The sequence below is a fragment of the Flavobacterium sp. DG2-3 genome (assembly GCF_030730925.1).
GTDB lineage: Bacteria > Bacteroidota > Bacteroidia > Flavobacteriales > Flavobacteriaceae > Flavobacterium.
In genome coordinates, this window is record NZ_JAVAMB010000026.1 from 1 (window position 1) to 25,059 (window position 25,059).

The 25,059-nt window shown below is 35.1% G+C and carries 15 protein-coding genes; 3 read left to right on the forward strand and 12 right to left on the reverse strand.

The annotated features are described in order from the left end of the window. Positions 1-335 (forward strand): leucine-rich repeat protein (locus tag Q9Q97_RS21850; RefSeq protein WP_306161018.1); only part of this gene is annotated, 335 nt, incomplete at its 5' end. 134 nt (positions 336-469) lie between these two features. Here the strand turns inward: Q9Q97_RS21850 and Q9Q97_RS21855 are convergent. The 7 genes from Q9Q97_RS21855 to Q9Q97_RS21885 form a co-directional block, all read right to left on the reverse strand. Continuing rightward, entirely contained in the window at positions 470-2,476 is a 2,007-nt protein-coding gene (locus tag Q9Q97_RS21855) for a cytochrome c biogenesis protein CcdA (RefSeq protein ID WP_306161020.1), read from the reverse strand. A gap of 243 nt (positions 2,477-2,719) precedes the next feature. Further along, positions 2,720-5,509: a pitrilysin family protein gene (locus Q9Q97_RS21860; RefSeq protein WP_306161022.1), complete on the reverse strand. Its 2,790-nt coding sequence runs from the start codon at positions 5,507-5,509 to the stop codon at positions 2,720-2,722. Between the two features lie 122 nt (positions 5,510-5,631). Next, positions 5,632-6,765 carry a TlpA disulfide reductase family protein gene (locus Q9Q97_RS21865; RefSeq protein ID WP_306161024.1) on the reverse strand — a complete coding sequence of 378 codons (1,134 nt, stop codon included), beginning with the start codon at positions 6,763-6,765 and terminating at the stop codon, positions 5,632-5,634. A gap of 213 nt (positions 6,766-6,978) precedes the next feature. Continuing rightward, a complete protein-coding gene (locus Q9Q97_RS21870) occupies positions 6,979-8,181 on the reverse strand; it encodes a TlpA disulfide reductase family protein (RefSeq protein WP_306161026.1) in 1,203 nt (400 codons plus the stop codon). Positions 8,182-8,247: 66 nt separating this feature from the next. After that, positions 8,248-9,651 (reverse strand): RagB/SusD family nutrient uptake outer membrane protein, encoded by a 1,404-nt coding sequence (locus Q9Q97_RS21875; RefSeq protein WP_306161028.1) that lies wholly within the window; start codon positions 9,649-9,651, stop codon positions 8,248-8,250. Between the two features lie 17 nt (positions 9,652-9,668). Beyond that, positions 9,669-13,265, reverse strand: a complete 3,597-nt coding sequence (locus tag Q9Q97_RS21880) for a SusC/RagA family TonB-linked outer membrane protein (RefSeq protein ID WP_306161030.1) — start codon at positions 13,263-13,265, stop codon at positions 9,669-9,671. A gap of 245 nt (positions 13,266-13,510) precedes the next feature. Further along, positions 13,511-14,662: a FecR family protein gene (locus Q9Q97_RS21885; RefSeq protein ID WP_306161032.1), complete on the reverse strand. Its 1,152-nt coding sequence runs from the start codon at positions 14,660-14,662 to the stop codon at positions 13,511-13,513. A gap of 279 nt (positions 14,663-14,941) precedes the next feature. On the opposite strand from Q9Q97_RS21885, the gene Q9Q97_RS21890 reads away from it, so the two are divergent. Beyond that, positions 14,942-15,553: an RNA polymerase sigma factor gene (locus Q9Q97_RS21890; RefSeq protein ID WP_306161034.1), complete on the forward strand. Its 612-nt coding sequence runs from the start codon at positions 14,942-14,944 to the stop codon at positions 15,551-15,553. A 95-nt stretch (positions 15,554-15,648) separates the two neighbouring features. Here the strand turns inward: Q9Q97_RS21890 and Q9Q97_RS21895 are convergent, their stop codons facing one another. Further along, positions 15,649-16,404, reverse strand: coding sequence for an MBL fold metallo-hydrolase (locus Q9Q97_RS21895; RefSeq protein WP_306161036.1), 756 nt, complete (start codon positions 16,402-16,404; stop codon positions 15,649-15,651). 103 nt (positions 16,405-16,507) lie between these two features. Between Q9Q97_RS21895 and Q9Q97_RS21900 the strand changes: the two genes are divergently transcribed. Next, a complete protein-coding gene (locus Q9Q97_RS21900; RefSeq protein ID WP_306161038.1) occupies positions 16,508-17,383 on the forward strand; it encodes a LysR substrate-binding domain-containing protein in 876 nt (291 codons plus the stop codon). Between the two features lie 153 nt (positions 17,384-17,536). Here the strand turns inward: Q9Q97_RS21900 and Q9Q97_RS21905 are convergent, their stop codons facing one another. From Q9Q97_RS21905 to Q9Q97_RS21920, 4 genes are all read right to left on the reverse strand, one after another. Then, positions 17,537-19,450 carry a sialate O-acetylesterase gene (locus Q9Q97_RS21905; protein WP_306161040.1) on the reverse strand — a complete coding sequence of 638 codons (1,914 nt, stop codon included), beginning with the start codon at positions 19,448-19,450 and terminating at the stop codon, positions 17,537-17,539. Between the two features lie 158 nt (positions 19,451-19,608). Then, entirely contained in the window at positions 19,609-21,231 is a 1,623-nt protein-coding gene (locus tag Q9Q97_RS21910; protein ID WP_306161042.1) for a DUF5597 domain-containing protein, read from the reverse strand. 212 nt (positions 21,232-21,443) lie between these two features. Further along, a complete protein-coding gene (locus tag Q9Q97_RS21915) occupies positions 21,444-23,654 on the reverse strand; it encodes an endo-1,4-beta-xylanase (protein ID WP_306161044.1) in 2,211 nt (736 codons plus the stop codon). Between the two features lie 15 nt (positions 23,655-23,669). Further along, entirely contained in the window at positions 23,670-25,034 is a 1,365-nt protein-coding gene (locus Q9Q97_RS21920) for a glycan-binding surface protein (protein ID WP_306161046.1), read from the reverse strand. Positions 25,035-25,059 lie beyond the last annotated feature (25 nt).

A 25,059-nucleotide genomic window follows, 5' to 3' on the forward strand; every position in this document is an offset into this window, starting at 1 on the left:
GATGCGCGTCATTAAATGATTTTACAGTTGGTCCAATTACAAGTATAGGACCAAGTTGTTTTTCTGGATGTTCTTCTCTGACATCTTTAACACTTAATGATTTAACGTCAATTGGAACAAACGCTTTTTATAATTGTTCTAGTATCAATAACATAAATCTTCGATCTTTAACTACATGTGGCGATACCACAGCAAACAACAATGTGTTTTTTGGAATTAAATTAGGTTGTAATATAACCGTACCTGTCGCCTTGCAGATTGCAAATGCAGGAGAACCAGATGGCGATCTGGTGTATGCTCAAACTTCTAGAAATGCAATTATATATTATGTTTAAAAGCAAGCTATATCAATTTGATAATAAAAAATCTTCTTTTAGATTCTGATGCTGAAGATTCCTGTAAAGGAAAAGCAGGATACGAATAAAAAACAAAAACTTCCAAAATCAAATTGAATTTGGAGGTTTTTTATTTACCTCTTAAACTTCCCAACCCCACTCTGCAGCCAACTATAATACTCCTCAATATTCGGATTATAAGCAGACGGCTCAACCAAGTTTGCACTTTTATGATCAACAATTACGTAGAAAGGTTGAGCATTTGCTTTATAGGTTTTAATCTGTAAATCGCTCCATTTGTTGCCGATGGTTTTAATCTTTTTTCCAGTTGTTTCAGAAACATATTGTTCGCTTTTTAGAAGTTCTTTTTTATCGTCTACGTAAAGCGAAATCAAAACAACATCATTGTTTAAAACGCCTAAAACTTTTGGATCTGACCAAACCAATTCTTCCATTTTTCGGCAGTTTACGCAAGCATATCCTGTGAAATCTAATAAAACTGGTTTTCCGACTTTTTTAGCATATTCCATTCCTTTGTCGTAATCGTGGAAAGTGATAATATTTTGCGGACCGTGCTCTGCTCCTTCTGGTAACGAGCCTGTTATTTTTAATTCTGAATTGCCTGAAACTCCAAGTCCGTTTGGAGATTCGCTGTATTGCATTGGTGGTGGAAATCCGCTGATTAGTTTTAACGGTGCACCCCAAAGCCCTGGAATTAGATAAATCGTGAAACTCAAAACGATTAATCCGAAAACTAATCTTCCGACCGAAATATGATTTAATGGAGAATCATGTGGCAACGTAATTTTTCCAAATAAATAAAAAGCCAGCATTCCGAAAACGGCAATCCAAACCGCAAGGAAAACTTCTCTTTCTAACCAATGCAATTGCAACACTAAATCGGCGTTGGATAAAAATTTGAAAGCCAAAGCCAGTTCTAAAAATCCTAAAACTACTTTTACCGTATTCAGCCATCCACCCGATTTTGGCAGTGCGTTTAACCAGCCTGGAAAAGCAGCAAATAATGAAAATGGCAACGCAATTGCAATCGAGAATCCTAACATTCCGACAATTGGAGCGATTCCACCTTTTGAAGCGGCTTCAACTAACAACGTTCCTACTATTGGTCCTGTACAAGAAAATGATACGATCGCTAAAGCCAATGCCATAAAGAAAATCCCGATCAATCCTCCTCTATCGGCTTGCGAATCTATTTTGTTGGCAAATGAACTTGGCAAAACAATTTCGAAAGCGCCCAAAAACGAACAGGCAAAAACGACCAATAAAATAAAAAATATCAGATTGAACCAAACATTGGTTGAAAGCGCATTTAGCGAATCGGCACCAAAAACTGCGGTTACGATCGAACCCAATAAAACGTAAATAATCACGATTGAAAATCCGTAAATCATTGCATTTCTAATTCCAGCTGCCTTGCTTTTACTTTGTTTGGTAAAAAAACTCACCGTCATCGGAATCATCGGGAAAACGCAAGGTGTCAATAAAGCTGCAAATCCTGATAAAAAGGCTAAAATAAAAATAGTTAGTAATCCTCTCGATTCTGTTTTCTTTGGCGCATCTGTAATTTCTTTCGATTTTTTTTCTTGTTTCTCAGCAACCGTTTTTTCTTCTGTAATTACAGAATCTTCTTTTATGATAGGAGTTTCTTCGGTGGAAGCCAATTTCTTTTCGCTCGGAATTTTAAAAGTCAGTTCTTCTGTAGACGGCGGCAAACAATTGCTATCATCACAAACCATAAAATCAACTTCGGCAGCAATATTCGAAATATCGGCAGAAGTGAATTTGATTTTTTGGGTAAAAACAGCTTTATCTTGAAAATATTTAATTTTCATATCGAAGATTTTATCCACCGTTTCGTGTCCTTTGTCTTCACTCGTTTTTCCGATCAATTCGAATTTTTTGGACTGATTTTTAAAGGTAAAAGCTGTTGGCGACGGCCCACCCTCTTCAATATATTGCCCGTATAAATGCCAGCCAGATTGTATGACGGCCTGGGCTTTTAAAATATATTCTTTATCTGAAATTTTTTCTACAGCTGTCGACCATTTTACGGGATTATACATTTGTCCGAACATGGAAACCGAGAGCAATAACAGGAATGCAATTATGGTATTTCTCATTTGTTTTTTGGTTTGATTTGTTGAAAAAAAGAGCTGTCGGCAAAACAGCTCTTTTGGTCTTTCATAGAAAATGGCTTACTAATTCAGTTTCTAAAATGAAATAATGAAAGACGACTATTAAAAATTTTAGATTGTTGATTTTAGATTTTAACATTTGCGGTACTTACTGTAAAATAATCTGCCACAGATTATAAGATTAAAATGATTAATCAAAAAAATCCTTTAATCTGTGGCAAAAAAAAACTATTTCAAAGGCTCACCGTTTTTATCAAGAGATCCCGATTTAACAATAATCATTTTATCCAATTGAATGTACTTCTTAATCGCGTCGTTTACCTGCTGTAAAGTCGCTTTTTCGATATCTTTCGGATATTGATCGATGTAACTTGGCTCCAAACCTCTTTCGATAAAACTTAAAATCGTTCTCGCCATTCCGTTTGTGGTAGACATTCCTACTTTAAAACTTCCAATTAAGTTTGTTTTCTTGTTTTCCAATTCAGATGCTGTGATGCCTTCTTTTACCCATTTATCTACCTGAACCATTGTCGCATCCAGACCTTTTTGAAATAAATTTGGATTGAAAGAAGCATTTACAAACCAGTAGCCTCCTGTTTCGATGTTACCGCCCAAACCTGAAGTAATGTTGTAGGTCAAACCATCATTGTCACGCACCGTCTGCATTAAACGTCCAGCGAAACCTGCACCTAAAGTGTAATTTCCTATGTAAAACGGAATATAATCTGCATCGGCTCTTTTTAATCCTGTAAACTGACCGATGAATAATTCTGCACTTGGTTTTTCTGGAATGTTTACTAATTCTGTTTTTGCGGCAGCTTTTGTCGCTTCTTCAAATTTCAGTTTTTCCGTAACTCCTCCGTTCCAGTTTTTGAATGATTTTTTTAAAGAAGCGTTTAAGTTTGCTCCTTCTGTATCACCTACAATTACGAGACGCATAGATGCTGTTCCGAAATATTTTTTATGGAAAGCTTTTACTTCGTCTAAAGTTGCGTTTTTGATATTTTCAATATTTTCTTCAACGCTTAAATTGTAATTTGGATTTCCTTTCGGATAAATGGCTTGCGATAAAGCAATGCTTCCTCTTTCGCCTGGATCATTCAAATCTTGTTGTGTATTTCCGATAAATTGCTGTTTTAAATTTTCGAATTCTTTAGCATCAAACAACGGATTTCTTAATTCTTCAGCCAATAAAGCAATAACCTGATCTAAGTCTTTTTTCAAACATTTGAATCCGATATTTACTTTAAAAGTCGAAGCATTCACATTTAAGGAAACTCCTAATTTTTGCAATTTTTCTGAGAATTTAAACTTGTCATTCAGTGTTGTTCCTTTTGATAACATCGACGCGGTTAAAGTTGGAATAATATCATTTTTAGTTTCGCTAGCATAATTTCCTAACGAAATGCTCGCAGCAACGGTAACGAAATCTTTTGCGGAAGTTTTAACTGAAACGACATCAATTCCAGATACTTTTTCTCTTTTAAAAGCAGAAGCCGATTTTTCTATTAAAGTTTCTGTAGAAATTAATTCTTCTGATGTATTTTTAGTTGAAGTTGGAACTGAAGTTTTTTCTTCGTGAATATGTCCTTCTTCTGAATGTCTGTAATAAAACGGACCATTTTCTGGCATATAATTATTAGCTTTTGCCGAATCATTATTTTGAGCACCAGCTTGTTTCGGAATAAAATATCCTGTTGTACTTTGGTCTTCAACCAAATATTTATTGGCTACGCGCAAAACATCAGCAGGAGTTACTTTTTTCAATCGGTCAACTCCTGTAATATAATCTGTCCAGTCGCCAGAAGCAATGGCTTCGTTTAATGCCGATGCAATCACACCAGAACCATCACGCGCTAAAATAGTCTGTGCGCTGATTTTTGCTACAACGCGATTTACTTCTTCTTGAGTCACGCCTTCTTTCTGAATTTTAGCTACAACTTCGCTTATTTTAGCATCGATATCTTCGTGTATAGAAGTTGTCGGGAAACCAACTCCAATCGTGAAAAGTCCAACTTCTTTAAAGTTTGTTGCTTCAGCATAAGAATAAATTCCCAAACGAGTGTCTACGAAAGTTTTACTCAAAATTGCCGAAGGTCCAACACCAATAATCTGAGCTAAAATATTCAACGCAGGAAGATCTTCGTGTAACGCTCCCGGAATTTTATAGGCTTTGCTTACAACGCCCAATTCGCCAGGTTTTTTCACTACAATTTTACGCGCGCCATATTGTTCAGGCTCTTCTGTATAAGGCTGAGGCATTACATTTGGCGCTTTTGTAATTTTTCCGAAATACTTTTCGATCAATTCAAAAACATTTTCTTTTTTGAAATCTCCAATAATAGTCAAAGTGGCATTATCTGGCCAATAATAGGTATTGTAGAAATTTTTCAATACTTCAATCGGAGCTTTTTCAATATCCGATTTCCAGCCAATTGTAGAATGATGGTACGGATGCGCGATATATGCTGAAGCCCAGATTTCTTTGTCTAATAAACTATTCGGATTGTTTTCTCCACGCTCAAATTCGTTGCGAACTACCGTCATTTCTGCTTCTTTATCTTCTTTCAATAATAAAGAATTACGCATTCTGTCGGCTTCAATTTGAAGCGCCAATTCGATTTTATCACTTGGCAATGTTTCAAAATAATTCGTACGATCGTACCAAGTTGTCGCATTTAACTGCGCTCCCGTATTTTGCAGAACATCAGTAATTGTGTTTCCGTTTTTCTTGTTGAAAGTTGGCGTTCCTTTAAACATTAAATGTTCTAAAAGGTGCGTTGATCCCGTGTTTCCTAAAACTTCATGTTTAGAACCTACGCGATATACAATTTGTACAGTTGCAACAGGCGACGCATTGTCTTGCAAAAGCAAAACATTCATTCCGTTTGGCTGGTATAAGTATTCTTCTATTCCGCCTAATTCTTTAATTTTCTTAAAGTTAACCGATTTGCCCTGCGCTGACATAAGGGCGCAGAAAGCTAATGAGCAATAGCCCAGAAAGATGTATTTTTTCATTTTTTATGAGAATTTTTATTGGAGTGTTCTTTATCTAGTGCTCAGTGTTCAGTTTTTTAGTGTTCAGTCCGATACCGAATTGTAACTGAATACTAAAAACCTGATCACTGAACACTAAACATTTATGATTTGCTGAAAATCTCTTTTAATTTAGATTGCAACTCAGCTTCTCTAAGGTTTTTAGCTACGATTTTCCCGTCAGGACCAATTAAGTAGTTGGTTGGAACCATTTTCACACCGTATAAAACAGCAGCTTCATTCTGCCATCCTTTCAAATCAGAAACGTGTGTCCAAGTTAACCCGTCTTTTTCGATTGCTTTTTCCCAAAGTTTCTTTTTGTCGTCTAGAGAAACTCCCAAAACATCAAAACCTTTATCATGGTAAGTTTTGTAAGCCAAAACTACGTTCGGATTTTCTTTTCGGCATGGACCGCACCAAGAAGCCCAAAAATCTACTAAAATATATTTTCCTTTGTAATCTGATAATTTCACCACTTTTCCGTTAATATCCGTTTGAGAAAATTCAGGAGCTGCAACGCCAATTGCTGTTTTTTCGTTAAGATCGATTGATGCTTTTAATTTTTTTCCGTAGAATGATTTTTGAACTTCTGGAGATAAAATTGTGTAATATTCTTTTACTTTTTCAGGAGTTCCGTAAGACACAATTCGGTCTTCAATTACTAAAGCTCCTCCTAAATTATCTTTATTTTTTCTAATGAATTTATCTGTCAGATCATCCGCGAAAGCGCCCAAATCTTTCCATTTTTTATCCATCATGGTTTGCTGTTCTGCAGTTAGTTTTACTTTTCCGCCTTGTGTTAGCGAATCAGATAATTTGTAAATCGGACCTGCAATTGCTTGTATTTTTTTGAATTCGTTATCGTAGTACGATTTGTAGAATTCGTTTTGAGTTGCTCCTGTTACTTTAGCTTTAAAAACAGAATCTTTTTTTGCTTCAACAGTAATATCTTCATTATCTAAAAGAAAATACGCTCCGTATTCTTGCCCTTTAATTTTTATTGTATGAAATAAAGGCTCTCCCGTTTTTCCAGTAAAAGTAAATGCACCTTCTTTTACCTCAGCAGAATCGATGATTTTTTTATCTCCTTTTTCGTCTGCATATTCCAAGTAGACGATTCCTTTGTCCAATCCAGCAATTTTTCCGCTGATGGTATATCCTTCTTTTTTAGCGCAAGAAGTAAGCGCTGTCGCTATCGCTAAAGCGAATAGACTTGATTTTAAAATGGTACTTTTCATGTTATATTTTTTTTTGTTTGTTCGATTGCGATGTTTTTTATTTAAACACATAGAATCATAGATTTTGTAAGCCTTTTAAAAGGCATTTCACTTATTAAAATGAACATAGCTTTCTATGTGCAAGAAATAAATTTCTTTATATGTTTCAATATTATAGATCAGTTCATTTGGCAAACTGAACACTAAAATACTGATCACTGACCACTAAAATCCTTAAGATTTCATAAGTTCTTTCAATTTCGCTTCCAATTCTGCACCTCTTAAATTGTCCCCGATAATTACACCTTTACTATCTACTAAATAAGTTGCTGGAATGGTTTTTACATTGAATGCTTTGCTAACTTTATCATCATCATATAAATTCGGCCATTGCATGTTTTCTTGACCTAGCGCTTTCTGCCAAGCTTTTTCGTCTTTATCAATCGAGATGCTTAAAATCTCAAATCCTTTATTGGAATATTCTGTATAAGCTGTTTTTAAATTCGGAATTTCTTTTCGGCAAGGCGCGCACCATGAAGCCCAAAAATCTACCAAAATATATTTTTTGCCTGCAACAATGTCTTTTGCATTCAATACTTTTCCGTCTTTATCTTTTAATCCAAAATTGGCAATGCTTGTTCCGATTAATGATTTTGGATTCAAATCTTTATCTACTACTTGACCATAATAGCTTTTCTTTGCCGCATCTGAAAATTGCTCGTAAATCGGTTTTTGTTCTGGAGTAAAATAGCTGTATTGCGTCATCATAAAAAATGGCCCCCACCAGTTAGTTTTATGTCTTGCTATAAGGTCTAATGTTGTTTTTTCTACTTTCGCAAAAAAGGCTTTTTCTTTTGCTTCAAAAGCTTTCCATTCTGGAGTATTTGCAATGGAATCCATTGTTTTTTTGTTTCCTGCAACTCTAGCTTTTGAATACAATTTGCCTAATTCTTCAGTCCCTTTATGGTATTCAGCATAATCATTATTCAATTCTTCTTTAAAAGCTGTTTCTTTCACATAATAATCATGAGATTTTGATCCTGTAATTACAACATTTTTAAACGAAATCCATTCTCCTTCGTTATCTGAAACTGTTCCAGCCGCTGTAATTTTTATTTTTGAATTTTCGACCATTACAGAAATATTTCCTTTGTTTTTACCAAAGACAACATAGAAAAAACGAGGTTCTTTTAATTTTCCTTCAAAAGTAAATTTCCCGTCTTTTAATGCTGTTTCAGCAACTGGCAGTTCAGATGAATGTGTTGCGCCCGGAATCAATTTTACGGCTGTTCCGTCGGTTAAACCTGTGATGTTTCCTTCAATTGTATAAGAAGAAGCTTGAGCTGGTGCCGTTTTTTTCTTTTGTGCCTGAATGTTTATTGAAACCATAAACAAGCAGATGCATAATCCTAGTATTTTGTTTTGAATTGCTTTCATTTTTGATTGATATTTTTAGAAAAAGCTTCCCTTTCGGGGAAATCTAATCGGGAAGCTTTTAGATTATTATTTGTCTACGTTTTGTGTAATTGTTCCGTTTCCTGGATTTTGCGTTGCTCCTTGCGGGAAAGGCGATGTCCATAAATGAGAATCCGATTTTAATGTATAAGTGGTTCCGTTTACCACTTTGCTAAAACTAACTTTATAAACACCTTCTGCATTTAAACGTCTTGCATCTGCATAAGGAATAAGAGTCTGTACAGATTCATTATTTTTTGTTTTGAAAATGGCATTCAAAGCAGTTGTTTTATCTGTAGTTGCAATATCCTGATACGATGCTGGAAGAATACGCGTTTTACGAATTGCATTTAAAATTGCTAATGCTTCGCTGATTTTATTATCACGTGCCAAACATTCGGCTTTTATTAAATAAACCTCAACAGTTGTAAGTCCGCCAAAATTGTACATTCCTGACAATATTGAATAGTAATAAGTGTCAGCGCCCACAGTTCTTATTTTCCAACGAGATTTTAAACGTAAATCACCCGTTTCAAAACGCGCCGCTCTTTCTACTGGAATACTTGGTTCTCTTCCTAATGAGCGATTTGAGCCGTGTCTAAACATATAATTTTCGACATTGTTATAACCCATTGGCGATACAGCAGTTGTGTATGAATTTGGGACATCTATAGTTGTTTTATTTGCTTCGTAAAAAGCGACCCAATCAAACAATTTATTATTTTCTGCTAATGCCAAATCTGCATATTTTAAAGCTTCTGTGTAGTTACTCATTTGTAGATAAACTCTTGAATAAAAAGCGTAACCGGCTCCTAAATTTGGATGCAAAGCGGTTTGAGAAACTTTAGGCAAATAAGGCAATGCTTCTTTAATATCATTCAGAATAAAATCATACATTTCCTGAATGGTTACTTGTTTGCTTGGCGCATTGATATTGGCACTTGTAATTAACGGAACTGACAATTTTGTAGAAGCTGTAGAAGCTACATAAGTATCTGCATAAAAATTAGTTACATAAAAGAAGTTCATGGCACGCATTATTTTTGCTTGTGCCCAAACCACTCTCTGTTCTTGCTCAGTCGCTTGGGTTGTCGAAAGCGCATTTTCAATAATTAAATTAAAAGCTGAAATTCCGCTATAAGCTGTATAATAGTACGATTCGTCTGATACCTTTATTGCAATACGATCTGCATTTTCGTCCCACATATAATTGGCATTATACAATCTATTGCTTGTTAGTGAAGCGGCTGTTACAAATTGGTCATTTAATACGTGATTAGCTCCTAGAATATCTAATCTTGTGTTGTATTCATCGCGTAAAAAAGCTTCATAATCTGCTAATGTTTCTGGCGATTTTGCTCCTTTTGGCACATCGTTCAAATAGTCTTCGCAAGATGCTAAAGTCAATCCTAAAGCCAATACGCACGCTACTTTTTTATATATATTTTTCATCGTCTAGTCTTTATAAATTAGAAATTAACATTTACTCCCATAACAAAACTTGGAGATATAAAACCGCCTAACATGTATTTGGCATCTCTGCTTTTGGCAAAAGTGTATACGTTTTCTGCATTCAAATTGAATCGTACTCCGTCTAGTTTTACTCTTTTAATAATGTCTTTTGGCATTTGATATGCTAACGAAATGTTACTCAATCTTACATTTGAAGCATCCAAAATATTAATATCTGCATAAGAATAAATAGTACGAGATTCTGAATTAAAATCGGCTTCATATTCGTAAACCGCTCTTGGAACATTAGTAAAAGCTTCGTCTCCTGGCTGCATCCAACGATTTGCGATATTATTGTTTACCACCGTTATATCCGTTACATAACCTCCAAGTGCACCATTGTAAGTGTTACTCAACATCGGCAGGAATGTGTTTCTCACTTTATGTCCTAGCTCATAAATGAAAAGAGCCGAAAGCGAGAAGTTTTTATAATCGACAGAAGTATGAAAAGAACCACTGTGTGTAGGAACTGTTGAACCGTAATCTTTAATTGCGTCTAACTGGCCTGGATTATATTTTACTGCAGTTCCTGAAGCATCATAAACCTGAGGTACTCCTGTATCGCTCAAGCCTGCCCATTGGTAACCATAAATGGCGTTAAAACTGGTTCCAATTCTAGGATAAGCCGTTGGGTAATCTAATTGTAAATAGTACACAGGAGCTTTTACATTTACAAAATCTACTGTGTTTTTATTATAGGCATATAAAACAGCGGCATCCCAAGCGAATGAAGGAGTTTTTACAATTGTTCCTCTTAAAGTAGCTTCAATACCTTTGTTGGTCATTTCTCCATTATTAAGCGTGTAAGAAGAATATCCAAATCCTTCTGTTGGAATTCCTTGACTAGTCGCTAACAAATCTTGACCTTTTTTGTTGTACAAATCTAGAGTTCCGCTTAGTCTGCTTTTAAAGAATGAAAAATCTAAACCAATATTGGTTGTTGTTGTTTTTTCCCAAGACAACTCAGGATTTGGTCGCTTACCAACACTTCCATAAGTTCCTCCAACATTGGCATTAGCATAATAAAAAGCGGTTAAATAAGGAGCAGAATCTTTAGCAATGTTTCCTGCAATACCGTAAGAACCACGCAGTTTAAGAGCATCAACCCAATCAACATCAAAAAATGATTCATTGTTAATATTCCAGCCCGCACCTACAGACCAGATTGGTTTGTTTTGGTATTTGCTATCTGTTCCCCAAAGGTTGGAACGATCCCAACGAATGCTTCCAGAAAGAGAATATCTTTTGTCATACGTATAACCTCCTGTAGAATAAACAGAAACATAACGGTTCTGTAATTCTTTTTGTAATCCAAAATCATTTTGTGACATATATCCACCAAAAACAGCTCCGTATACTTTTAATAAATCGGCTTGATTTATTGCTGTAAAAGATAAGGCTTGCGAATCGTAACCATAGCGTGTATTATCGTTATATTCTTGTTTAGAATGACGGATTTCCATACCAGCAATAGCAGAAAAATCATGCTTTTCTGCAAAAGTCTGATTGAAATTTAACTGCTGACGGAAATTATAAGCGTTAGAGAATTGGTTGGTTTCTTTAATGATATCTCCATAAGGCAAATTGTAAACTGCTTTGTTATTAGCAAGTGTTACCAAACCATTTACTTTACTTCTAACATAGTAAGATTCTTTTGCAAACAATTGACTTGCACGATCTGAAGCAAACTCGTATTGGAACATAGCGTTGTAAGTAAAAGCGTGGCTGAATTTTACATTAAACTTGGCAAATGTTCTGTTTAAGAAATTTTTGTTTTCAGTTAAATTTCTTCCTAATTCGTCCATCGGCGTAATATCCATGTTGTAAAGACCATAAGTCTGCATAGAATTAAGCGTAAAATTATTGTAGCGAGAAGCAGCAGTAGAAACAAAATTAGTTCCGTCGTTATTTACTAATTGATTGTATGGTTGCCATTTAAATCCAGGATTATCTGAAACAGCTGCTGGATTAATTGGTTTATAATACTGTGTATCTCCTATACCGTAGTTTAAATAAGTTCCCAAATCTAAAGACAGCCAGTCATTAATCTGAGTCGAATTTTTCAAATTAATACCAACCGATTGATTTTCAGAATACATATCTTCCAACTGATTGTCTTTGTAAGTGATCGAAGCATTAAATGTATTGTTTTGACTCGCTTTACCTAAACTAAGGTTGTGCTGCATAAAATACTGATCGCGTTTTGCGTATTTTGCCACATCATCGTAGTATTTATATCCTTGAGAACCCAATTGGTTTAAACGATTATTCATTTCCGTTTGAGAAATATTTCCCGCGTAACCGTTTAAAATAGTTTGCATTCCCAAACTGGTAAATGCAGCATTATTCAATAAAGATTGTGCGTATGTATTGGCGTTAGCGGTTTTCAAATTAGGATTTCCTTCTGCCCATCCTCTTTCTAATCCAATAATATCAGCAGAACTAGTAAGATTGCCAGTATAATTTCGGTAAGGCGTAACAGTCAAATTGCTAGAAAACGAAATGTTTGTTTTTCCTTCTTTTGCTTTTTTCGTTGTAATTACTATAACTCCATTTGCCGCACGAGCACCATAAATAGAAGAAGCTGCCGCATCTTTTAAAACCGTGATCGTTTCGATGTCTTCTAAGTTTAGGTTAGGAAGATTTTCTTCGATATTTGAATAAGGAGTTAATCTAGTATTTTCAACAGGAAAACCGTCAATAACATATAACGGAGCTGTGGCATTAGCGTTCATAGAGGTCGTACCACGAATTTTTCCGTCTTGATATCCAACAATACGTCCTTCTAAAATTTTGTCTAAACTATTTAAACGCTGCTCTTGAAAATCTTTAGCTTTTAAACTAGAAAAAGACCCTGTTGCTTTTTCTGCAGAGATATCCTGATAACCCGTTTTTAAAACTAGCCCTTCAAGCTCCAAAACATCTTCTTTCAAAACAACATTGATAACACTTCTACCTTCAACTTTAATTTCTTGTCTTACAAATCCTAAATAAGCAAAAGCCAAAGTCGTTTCACTGCCTACCGTAATAATCTGGTAGTCTCCATTAAAATCGGTCTGAACGCCTCTTCCTGAACCATTATCAGAAATTGCTGCACCTACCAAAGGCATCCCTTTTTCGTCGGTAACTCTACCTTTTACGATAAAATCGGCTACAGGCTTTTTCTCTTCCGCTGGTTTATCGGCAGAGAGTTTTTTGGGAGTCAAAATAATATGGTTTCCAGATACTTTAAAATCGGTACTGGTATTATTAAAAATCCTATTTAAAATAACTTCGATTGAGGTTTCGTATGCATTTACGTCGATTACTCTGTTTAAATCTACAGATCTTACATTATAGACAAATCTATAATCTGTAGTATATTCCAATCTTTCAATCACTTTGGCAACGGTCATGTTGCTGGCATTAAAAGAAATCTTGTTTTTTTGAGAATAAGTGGTTCCGGCGTGCATTACTGTTAAGGCAGTTAGCAGAAATAATGTGGTCAATTTCATTTTCAAATCAAATTTCAAAAAAGGCTTATCAAACCTGATTCTGTTCAAGAGTTTTTTCATACTTTTAAATGTTTTTTTTAATGTTGGTTGGTTAATTAACTGACCGCATATACTCTACCGGGAAATGTTGGCGCATTTTCCGGTTTTTTTATAACGATCCTTCATTTTGGATTTTTGTTACATAGGCTTTTTTATTTTAGATTTCTGATTGTAGATTTTAGATTTAATTCTTTGTGGATTATCGAAATTCTTAATTCTTAATTCTTAATTCTTAATTCTTAATTCTTAATTCTTAATTCTTAATTCTATTTAATAGTAATCTTATCTCGGTCAATAGTATAATCAATGGCGTAGCTGTCGCTAAAATATTTCAAAACCACTTCAATCGGTTCATTGTCAAAACGAGCGTTGAAAATCTCTTTTCCGAGTGTTTTATTTCTGTTAATGAAAGTAACGTTGTATTGGCGCTCCAATTTTTTAATGATAGCATCAAAAGAAGCATTTTTAAAAACCAGACTTCCTTTTACCCAATCGGTATAATAATCTGTATTAACCTGTTCAATTTTTATATCAGATTGTCCTTTCTCGCTCGAACCTTTAAAACCTGGCGTTAAGTAAACCTGATTATGATTTGTTTTCTTCTCTTTATAAAGCGAAACTTTACCTTCAACCAGCACAACATCAGTACTGCTATTGTTACTATACGAGTCTACATTAAATTTGGTTCCTAAAACTTCAACATTGACTTCCTGCGCATTTACCGTAAAAGGATGATTTTTATCTTTACTTACTTCAAAGTAAGCTTCACCTGTCAAATACACTTGTCTGTTTTTATTTTTAACAAACTGCACAGGATATTTAAATGAAGTTCCAGAATTTAAATGCACCAAGGTTCCGTCTGATAATTGCACATCAAATTTTTTTCCATACGGAATTTTCAATGTACTGTAAACCAATTCTCCTTCCGTAAAAGTGTTGTTGTAAACCAATTTATTTTTGTCCTGTTTTCCAATAATATTTCCATCTTTATCCGTTACATTTTTTGCACCAGAAATATCAATAGTTTCCGACGATCCGTTTCCTAATTGTAAAACAATCTCGTCTACTCTCGGAATAATAACGTTTTGTTTAACTTGCTCGGAACCAGAATTTTTATAGAAATAAAATCCGCCCAAAGCCACAACCAAAATCGCGGCATATTTATAGTATGATGAAAATCTTCTTTTATAAAAAACATTATTTTCTTTCGAAATTCTTGCTGAAAGCTGTTTTCTAACTTCAGAAGAATCAAAAGTGTTCAAAGCAGTATCAATTGCATAATTGGTTTTTACAAAATCCTTAAATACAAGCTGATTCTCTTCTTCTTTTAACCACTCCGTAAGCTGCTCAATTTCTTCTTGAGAAGCCTGATTTGTGATAAATTTAACAATTAGTCGCTCTGACTTTTTTACTGTCATTTTAGTCGTTTTTAATATTATTACGAAGCCAAAAAACAAAACCCTAACAATTTGATAAAGTTTTTTTCATTTTGATGAATTTTTTATTTTTCACAAGTGTTTTCTTTCAACAAAACTCGACTAATTTGGTAGAAATTATAAAGTAAATGATTTATATTTGCATTTTTTTCCTTTTCTATTTGTACTAATTTTCAAATAGAAAGATAAAAATGAGGTCGTTTTAAGCAAATTCAGTTCACTTTTTGACCTAAAAAACTATTAATTTATATATTTGTTTTTATGAAGATTGATGATTACAGCGATAATACTATTCTAATTGAGTCTCTTAGAAATGGAGATGAAAGCGCTTACACGTATCTTATTGACACCTATCATCATAAACTTTGCGTATATGCCAACAGTCTGGTTAAGAATGTTTACAGCGCCGAAGATATCGTGCAGAATGTTTTTATTAAAGTCTGGGAACAGCGCACGAGATTAAAAACAGATCATTCGCTGAAAAGTTTTCTTTACAAACTGGCCTATAATGAGTTTATCGATTTATATCGAAAAAACCAATCTCTCTTTTCTCTAGAAAAATCATATTACGATGCCTTAAACGGAATTGTCCAGGAAGAAGATTCTGAATCTTTTCAAAGGGTTTTGAACGCGGTAAACAAAGAGATTCAAAACTTACCGCCAAAATGTAAAGAGGTTTTTATTCTGAGTAAAAAAGAAGGTTTAACCAATATCGAAATTGCAGAACATTTGGATGTTTCCATAAAAACGGTTGAAGCACAGATTACTAAAGCTTTTTCTATTCTGCGTACTTCTTTGGAGGAAAAAGTTAGAAGTGTTTTGTTTCTTTTGTTTTCTGCTAAAAAAAAATTCAGACTAAATAATTTAATCTGAATTTTCCTTTTATTGTTTCAAAGCATAAATGAATATCTTATTTCTTCCTTCTCTATTTTGGCTCAAAATAAAATCTTGTCTCTTGCTTCTTGTTTCTATACAGCGTCTCTCATCTCGCTTCTTTCTTCTGCAAAATCCAAAACAGGCGTCTTCATATCATGGTACAAAAGCACTTTCCAGTTTTCTTCTTTGGCTTGCTGTTCCCATTTTTTTCGAGATTCCATGGCACGTTTTCCGTCAAAATCAGTTTTGTAGGCCACAGGAATTTTTAAATATCTTTTTTGTGGCAAATCATCTGCTCCGTAAAAAACAATTTCGCCATCAGCTTTAATCCAGAATACTTGTTGAAACTTGGTATGTCCTGCCGTAACTTCAAAGGAAATTTCGTCTGTAATTTGTCCGCTGTTCTCATTTAACAATTCAACGTTTGGCAAATTTTTCAGCTCATTTAATATTTCAGGAACGTAAGATGGATTTTGCAATTGTTCTAAAGCGAAATCTATTTCTCGTTCTTGAATATAAATTCTCGCATTTGGAAAATTTTGGACGAATTGATTATTTTCGAAATAACCGATTCCTTCAATATGATCTTTATGCAGATGCGAAACCAGAATTTTAGTAATCTGTTGAGGTTCGATATTATTATTTCTTAGCATTTCATGAATAAACGGAACGCCATTATTCACAAATCCTAAACCGAAATCTATTAAAATAACATCATGATCTGTAATAACAAGAAACGGCTGAATTGCCATTTTTAAACCCGTTTCGGTTGTATTCTCTTCTAAAAGCTGAAATTCTTTTTGAGAATTAACAATATAATTTCCTTCTTGTAAAGCTATAATATTCATTTTGTTCTGCTTGTAATTTTACAACATTACAAAGTTCTTAAGATTTTCTATATTTGTAAAACCTTATTTTTCGATAAAATCAATCGATAAAACCGATTTATAAATGGAACTTCGACAGCTAAAATATTTTCTGAAAGCAAAAGAATTACTGAATTTCACCGAAGCTGCTTCTGCACTTTACATCAGCCAAAGCACATTATCGCAACAAATAAAACAGTTGGAAGACGAACTTCAAGTGCCACTTTTTAATAGAATCGGAAAAAGAATTACGCTTACTGAAGCTGGAGATTTATTTGCCGTTTATGCACAGCAATCGGTCAACAAAGCTTCTGACGGATTAGAAGTATTAAAAGATCTGAATAATCTGGAAATAGGAAAAGTGGCAATTGGCGTAACGTATGCACTCCGCCACGTGGTAATAAAAGCTTTGATTTTATTCAGCTCTGAATATCCGAAAATACAGTTTGAAATTATCTTTGGAACTTCGCAAGAACTCATTCAAAAACTCAATCATTTTCAGCTTGATGTTATTCTGACTTTTGAAGAAATTGCTTCTGAAGCGCATTTCAAATATCTGGAATTGTTTACTTCGCCAATGGCTTTGGTTACTTCTTCTGAAACTTCTTTAAAAAATAAAAAGACCATTTCTCTAGAAGAAATCAGCACATTGCCTCTTGCCATGCCAGCGGGCGGTTTCAGCACGACTCAATTTATTAGCAAGGCTTTTGAAAAAAGTAATTTACATCCAAAAGTCACTATCGAAATAAACGATATTCCGACTTTACTCGAGTTGATTAAAACAGGAAAATGGCATACAATCTTAACGAAAACGACTATCGAAAACGAAAATGATTTGTACGCAATTCCGATAAGCGGCAAAAACATGACGCGCACCGCAATGCTGATTTCTTTGAAGGAAGTTTATGAGAAAAAAGCGGTTACTGCGTTTTTAAAGGTTTTGACAGAGAATTTGAAATGATTTTTTTTTTAGCCACGAATTTCACGAATTGCACTAATTTATTCACTTTGTGTTTTAATTTATTCGAATTTTACGAATTGAAAATTAGAGAAATTGATTTTTGAATTGCAAAGAATTGGTGTAATTCGTGAAATTCGTGGCTAAAAAAAAAACTTATTTCAAACTAGCCTCAAAAGGCGCAGCTGGCAGGTTTTCTTTATTGTATAAATTAGCTTCTGCAGGATTATCAGCCCAAGCGTAGCGTACTTTTACTGGATTTGCAACGGCATCATTCCAAACTACAATTTTATCGCCTTCGATAATTGCTTTTGCCCAGACAAACTTGCCGTCAGATCCTGCAATCGCAAACTCTTTCAATTCATTTCCGTTTTTGATTTGTAGTCCTGTTCCAATATCAGAAAAACTTAAAATTAGTTTATTTCCATTTTGTTTCATCGATTGAAAAAGCGGACCAGAAGCTGTTAAATTTTTCTCGCCATAAACCAATTTTCTGGCTTGGAGCGACAATCTTTTTCCAACGTCATATTTGTTTAAAGGGTGAATATCGTTCCATTCTCCTAAATCTATAGTTATAGCTAATCCTGTGTTTGGAACTTTCAGCGTATTGAATTGCTGTTGCCTCAAAGCAGCCCAATTACTTTCAGCTGGTTCTGTTTTTGGCTCCATAAAATTAGGTAGCTGCACCAATAAAAATGGCAATTTTTCCTGTTTCCACTGTGCACGCCAGTTCGAAATTAAAGCTCCCATTAAAGCACCATATTCCAACGGTTTTCTAGTATTGGCTTCGCCTTGATACCATAAAACGCCTTTTATTGGATAATCTTTTAGTGGCGCAATCATGGCATTGTAGAGTCCGACAGGCTTCCAACGCACGAAAGTTTGTCCCGGAAGCGGTTCCATTTTTGAACCTAATTTATATTTCCAAGTTCCTTTTAAATCGATGGTTTTATCGCCCAAAATTAGCTCGTAAGGTTTATCGGTTACAAAACCTCCTTTTCCAGAATTGTTGATGATTCGAATGGTAATTTCGTTTTTTCCTTCTTTTAAAACATTGGCATTAAAAGAATAAATTCTTGGCGGATATTGGTACGAAGTTGTTCCAACGAAATGTCCGTTTACAAAAACCGAATCGGCATCGACAATTCTTCCCAAAATCAATTTTGCGTGATTTTCATTTATTTTTTCGAGAGCAAAATCTTTTTTAAACCAAACCGATCCGTTTGTTTTTCCCAATTCGCCATCGGCCCAATAACCGGGAATATTCATCGATTTCCAATCAGAATTATCGATCTCATTTTTCCATTTATCTTTTAATCCAAGATCGGTATTGTTTACTAATTTATACCATTCTGAGCTTACTTTACGATCGTTTTCATCGATTTGTTTTTCGAGTTTTCCGTCTTTAAATTTCAAATATTCCTGATAATATTCTGGAAACTTTTTAATGTTTTCTTCGCTGATCCATGATTCTGCTGGAGAACCGCCCAAAGCTGCATTGATTAAACCAATTGGAATTTTATACTTTTCGTATATTTCTTTAGCGAAGAAATATCCAACACCTGTAAATTGCAAAACATTTATAGGATTTGCCTCTACCCAAGACCCAGATGAAAAATCGTTTCTTTCTTTCGCAAAATAATATTCGTCTGGCACCAAAAATTGTCGAATATTCGGATTTGTAGCTTTAGCGATTTCTTCTTTGTATTTGTCTTTCAAGCGATTCATTGGAAGTTCCATGTTCGATTGTCCTGAACACAGCCATACATCACCAAAAAGAATGTTTTTTAAAACAATTGTATTTGACGCTTTCAAGGTCATTTCGTACGGTCCGCCTGCTTTTTGTGATGGAATTTGGATCGACCATTTGCCATCTGGAGCTGTTATTGCTTTGTAGGTTTTATGATTGAAATCGAGTTCGATTTTTTCATTTGGCGATGCCCAACCCCAGATATTGACTTTGGTATCACGCTGTAAAACCATTCCATCGCTTATAAGTCGCGGGAGTTTTATTTGGGCATTTATTACAAAGCTTAATGCTAACAGAATTAGTAATAGTATTTTCTTCATTATTTTTTGTTTTTGAAAAATCTTATCCGATTTTTTTGTCATTCCGAGGAACGAGGAATCTTCACAAGTAGCTCGCCAAAGATTGTCGACTTAGATAGTGGAGTTACTTGCGAAGATCCTTCCTTCGTCAGGATGACAAACTGAACGTTGAATCTGTATTATTCATACGTATATAATTTTATTTTTTGGATTTCGTAATCGCCAACTGAGATTCTTAAATGTCTTCCTTGATGGGTTTGATCTCCATTGAAATGTCTTATCGTTTTCCAAACTTCATTTTCAAATATTCCTTGATCTGTTTTTAAAATTCCTGCGTTTAGGTTTTCTTTTAAAGACTTAAAAGTAACCACAATTCCGGAACCTGAAATGTAAAATTCATCTTTGGCAATTTCTATAATAATCGCACTCGACATAGGCCAAACTTCTGCTTTTGCTCCGTCTGACCAATTTAAGGTATAATCGTGTTTGAATGTGAATTCGTAATCGCCCATTTTAATAATTTGGGTATCATTTTTTTTGTCTAATAAAACACCGTCGATTTTTCCTTGTCCTTTATATTTTTCAATTGTTGGAGTTAACTGTTTTACTAAATCGTAGATTTTACTTAGAGGTTCTTTTTTAGCATCGGCAACAGATTCTATCGAAAACGGAGAAAAACCAATGGCTTCGTAATGTCCGATGGCGTACAAACCTTTGAACGGCGCTGTTTCGTCAAATTTATGTTCTGGAATAAACAGCGGATCGCCTTGACGCGTAAACAAATCATTCCATTGTTTGAATGACGGATTGTAGAAATCTGGCGCTAAAAAATCTATCGCATTTCCTGCGGCTTTCCAAACATCCATAATATGTGGCAGCGGGCCAGCACTTGGGTATTGTCCGGGCTTTTTTTCTGGTGCATTTAAAGCTGCGTTGACAAACATCGGAATGGAATAAGCGTCTTTTCCTGCTTTTGCAATGATGTTGGTGAATTTTGAAAAATACCAAGCCATGAAAATTTCATCTGTATGTAATCCTTTTCCAAATATTTCTTCCCAATTTCCTTTGGTTTTGAATCCGTTTTTCTTCCAGATTTCTAAAAATTCGGGAACTAGTTTTTGTTTGTTTTTTTCTAAATATTTCATCAGCTCATCTGGAACTGGTTTTTGAAATTCCGAATTCGCTAAAGCGTGATAATCACGAGCCGTTGGCAACATTCCGATTTCATTTTCAACCTGAACCATAATTACGGTTTGGTCTTTCTGATCGAAATCTTTGATATGTGCCATCAGTTTTTTGAACGCATTCAAATCGGCTTGTAGATTGTTTTCGCTGAAAGGCGTTAAAATTTCTTGGCTTTTGTTTTTGTCATCTTTAACTCTTGGATATTTTTTCTGGTTAAGTTTTACCCATTCTGGAGCGTGACTTGACATGCTGTTTTTCCAAGATCCGAACCAAAGAAATACGAGTTTTAGGTTTTCTTTTCGCGCACGAAGCATTAAATCATCAACCAATTTAAAATCAAATTTTCCTTCTTGCGGTTCTATCAATTCCCAATAAATTGGCGTTAAAACCGTGTTGAGGTTCATATCGGTCAGTTTAGTCCAGATGGTTTCCATGCTTTCCATACTTGTTGCCGAGGAATTTCCTAATTCACCGCCTCGTATTAAGAATGGTTTCTGGTTTACAATTAACTGCGTTTTATTTCCTGTTTTCTGGAGATGAGGTATGTTTTGGGAAAATCCGAAATGGATTGTAAATAAAGCCGCGAGGAGAAAACTGTTTTTTGAAAATGGAAACATGTTTTTTGTTTTTAACATTAAAAATAAAAAAAGCAGCTTTGTCAAAGTTTTAAATTTTGACAAAGCTTTTGCTTTTATTGTGCAGATGGATTGTGATAATGCATTGCGTACCCACGGTTGAAACCTTGGGCTATGTTCTGCAATATTGTAGAGTTACTTGCGTGGGCTTCGACTCCGCTCAGCCTGACAAAATCGTAACAACTCAAGAATATTTACGGTTTTTGCAATTCTCCAGAAAATTCTAAACTTACATCTTTTCCTGCTAGACCATCAGCCGCGCCTTTATATGCATGCTTACGAACATAATTTGCATCCCAAAGATTTGGAGATTCATTTGGGAGCCAGTATTCATGTTCTTTAGAATTATCTGAAACTCCCCAAATCGTGATTCCGTATTGCTGAGCCGCAGGAATGTATTTTTTGTACATATCAATAACATACTGGTACATTTCTGCCTGAGATGCTTGCTGGGCAACTGTTGGTGTAGCAGTTCCTAATCTGATATCTAATTCAGAAATTTTAATCAATTTTCCTGTAGCTGCCAATTTTTGGAACATCTGAACAATTTTGTCTTTGTCTGTTGTTAAACCAATGTGCATCTGCGTTCCTATTCCGTCTACGGTAGCGCCTTTTCCTTCGATATATTTTACGTATTCGATTAATCCGTCGCATTTGTCTAATCTAGATTCTAAGTTATAATCGTTGATGAACAGTTTATCTGTGGCATTTCCGTATTGGCGTGCTAATTTGAAAGCGGTTACCGCATAATCTTTTCCAAGATATTTTACCCATGAGAAATAGTCTGAAGCAGTGTCGCCTTCTGTTCCGTTTCTCAACGTTCCGTCTTCTTTCATTGGTTCGTTTACAACATCCCAAGAGAAAACGCTTGTTTTGTAATGGGTCATCATTTTAGAAATCCAATCTGTCATAGCATCAGTAATAATTTTGGTTTTCTCTGCTTCTGTTTTTTCAATTGTTACAGGAGCTGTTGCGCCACCGCCAGCAACTGAACCGTCTGTTGCAGTAACGCTATCAATATAGTACGTTCCTGCTGCTCCACCTAAATCAAAACCAAAACCGGTCTCACCGCCTTTTGCTGTGATTTTCCATTCGATTAATTTCCAAGTAGTTGTTGTTGCCTGATCTCCTTGATAACTTGCCACTGTTCCTGGTGTAGTTGAACATCTTACAGAACCAGCCGCTTCAGAACGAATCATATAAGAGATGGTATAACTTTTTCCTGCAACTAACGGAGAAGTAAAAGTAGTCTGAATTTGAGTTTTCCATTGGTTTGAAGCGTCAGATGTAGCGTTTACCACTTTCATTGCTCCACTTCCTTCATAAACATTTGAAGCTCCTGTTGCAGCACTTAAAGCATCTGCCGCTCCGTTGGCTTTAGTCCATCCTGTTATTCCAGAATTAAAATTTCCATTAGAAACCAAATTAACAGGCCCTGTAGCCGCGTCAAGATCTACAACTGCCAATGTATTTGCATCGATCAAATAGGTTACGTTTGGCAAGTATCCTAAATCGATATTAAATTGAAATGTTGTGCTTCCTGCTTTGAAATCACCAGGTGCTAATTTAATTTTTACTTGCTGCCAAGATGAAGTTGTTGCGAAAGCTTCTGTCCATGACCCTCCCGTAGCAAACCAATCTTTATATGGATATTGGTTACTTAATGAAGCATTAAATGAAATACGCCCTTTTCCGGCAACATCAGATTTGATATAAAATGAAATTTCATAATTATGTCCTGAAACGATTGGCACGTTTGGCGAAGTCAACTGCAAACTATAAGCTGCTGACGAACTTGCACTTGACGCTAATTGAATTGCTGCAGAAGCACTAGTTAATCCTGAATTGGCAACAGTTGTAATTCCTTTTCCTGGATTGTTTCTAGCCCATCCTGTAAAAGTTCCGTTTTTAATTGGTGTTAGATCCAAAACATTTGTTCCGCTCGAACCTGGAATTACTGTTGGGGCAATAATACTGTTTAAATAACTTGCATTTTGGTTCGAATGCCAAATTAATGTGTGGCCGAAAACTTTTAATCCAGCGCTTTTTGTGGCTGCGATAAAAGCATCTACATTGGTAAAATTAATTTCTCCTTTTGAGTTTACCATTGCGGCGTGCTTCATTTCGTAGCCTGGCGTTACCTCATCAAAATTCTCGTTTACGATTTTTCTATAATTAGCATCGCTCATATATAAACTTATTCCGATTCCGTTTCCTAGAGGAAAATCAGAATAGTTTTTTAATGGCTCGTAACGGCCTATTTTTTCAACTAAAGCCAGCGGAAGTTCAGCTCCTGTTACTTCTCCGTGTTCTGGGTCTTTTCCCCACTCCATCAAGTTGTCATCGCAAGATGACAAAATCATTAGTGATGAAGCAATTATTGGTATGATATATTTAGATTTCATTTTGTGGCTGTTGAGTTAGTTAAAATCATTGTATACTGGAGCATCCAACGGTACAATTCTCCAATTATCTGTGTACACTTTTACAGAAGTTGCTTTTGAAGGGAATTCTACTTCGCTTGCATTTCCTGTTACGTTAGACAGTTTTACATCAGAATTTTCGAAATAAATTCCAAAGTTTTGGTATGTTGCTGCTTCACGATAAGCTAAAACTGTTTCGAAAGTAAAAGCTTCTTTAGACCATGCATAGAATTTGTTTAATGGAATTGTAACGGTAATCCATTTGTCTGTTTTTACTCCGACAGATTTTCCATCTACAATCCACGGAACGTAATTGTAACAAGCTCCTGCCCATTCTCCTCCATTAAAATTGTTAATCATGCATATTTTTAAGAATCCTGACTGCTGCCAAACTTCTGGAACATAAATATCAAACTGAAAGGCTACTTTATCTAATGCTGTACTTGCCGGAATATATGGCGTTAACTGCGCTCTCCAGTTGTCTACTCCATTTCCTGCTGTCCAAACTTCTGTGCAACGGTTTTTTGCAGCATCAAAAGAAGCAATACGAGCTGGACGATGAGGTACATATTTTCCTTGCGAAACGTTTCCTGTTCCGATTGCAGCTGACTCTAAATCTGCTGGCTGAATCATGCTTGTTGAAGATCCCCAATATCCGTGCTGACCTTGTCCGTCAAAATTTAATAATAGACCTTTTTTGAAATTGAAATATCTTGGAGAATAAACACCTCCGTTTGATGTTTCAGCATAAATTGAACCTCCTAAGTCTGAAATTCCATTTGGAACTGTTACTGTAAATGATTCTCCTTCTTCATCTGAAACAATTCCAGTTGTAACCTCAACATTTCCTGGGAAAACTACTTTGCTTACTTCTGTTAAACCAGCTCCAGCAATTATAATCGTTTCTCCTGGATTTGGCATAGTGTTCGAAATACTTGAAATTACTGGTTTCCCTGAACGGATTTGAAAAGGAAATGTCACTTCGTTAGAATCATTTACAAAACGAATTGTGTTTCTTACTGATGGATCTGCATCTAAAATTGGCGTATCTGCGGAAACGCTTACCAACATTGAATTATTGGATACAAAAACAACATTAAAATAAGTTGAATATCCGTTAATGTATACTTTTTTCAAACCTTCAAATCCTGAACCTTCAATACGCAAAAGCTGTCCTAAACGGGCAAAAGTAACTTCTCTATCTGGTACAGATGAATTTACATCTTCTAAAAATACTTTTGTAATTGTAATTGCGCCTCCTTCTGAATCGTTGTTGTCGCAAGAAGTAAACAGCATACTGAAAACCATCATGCTAAGCAATGCGATGGGCGCCCAATACTTTTTATTTAAAATATATTTCATATTTATGTCTTTTAGTTTTTTATTT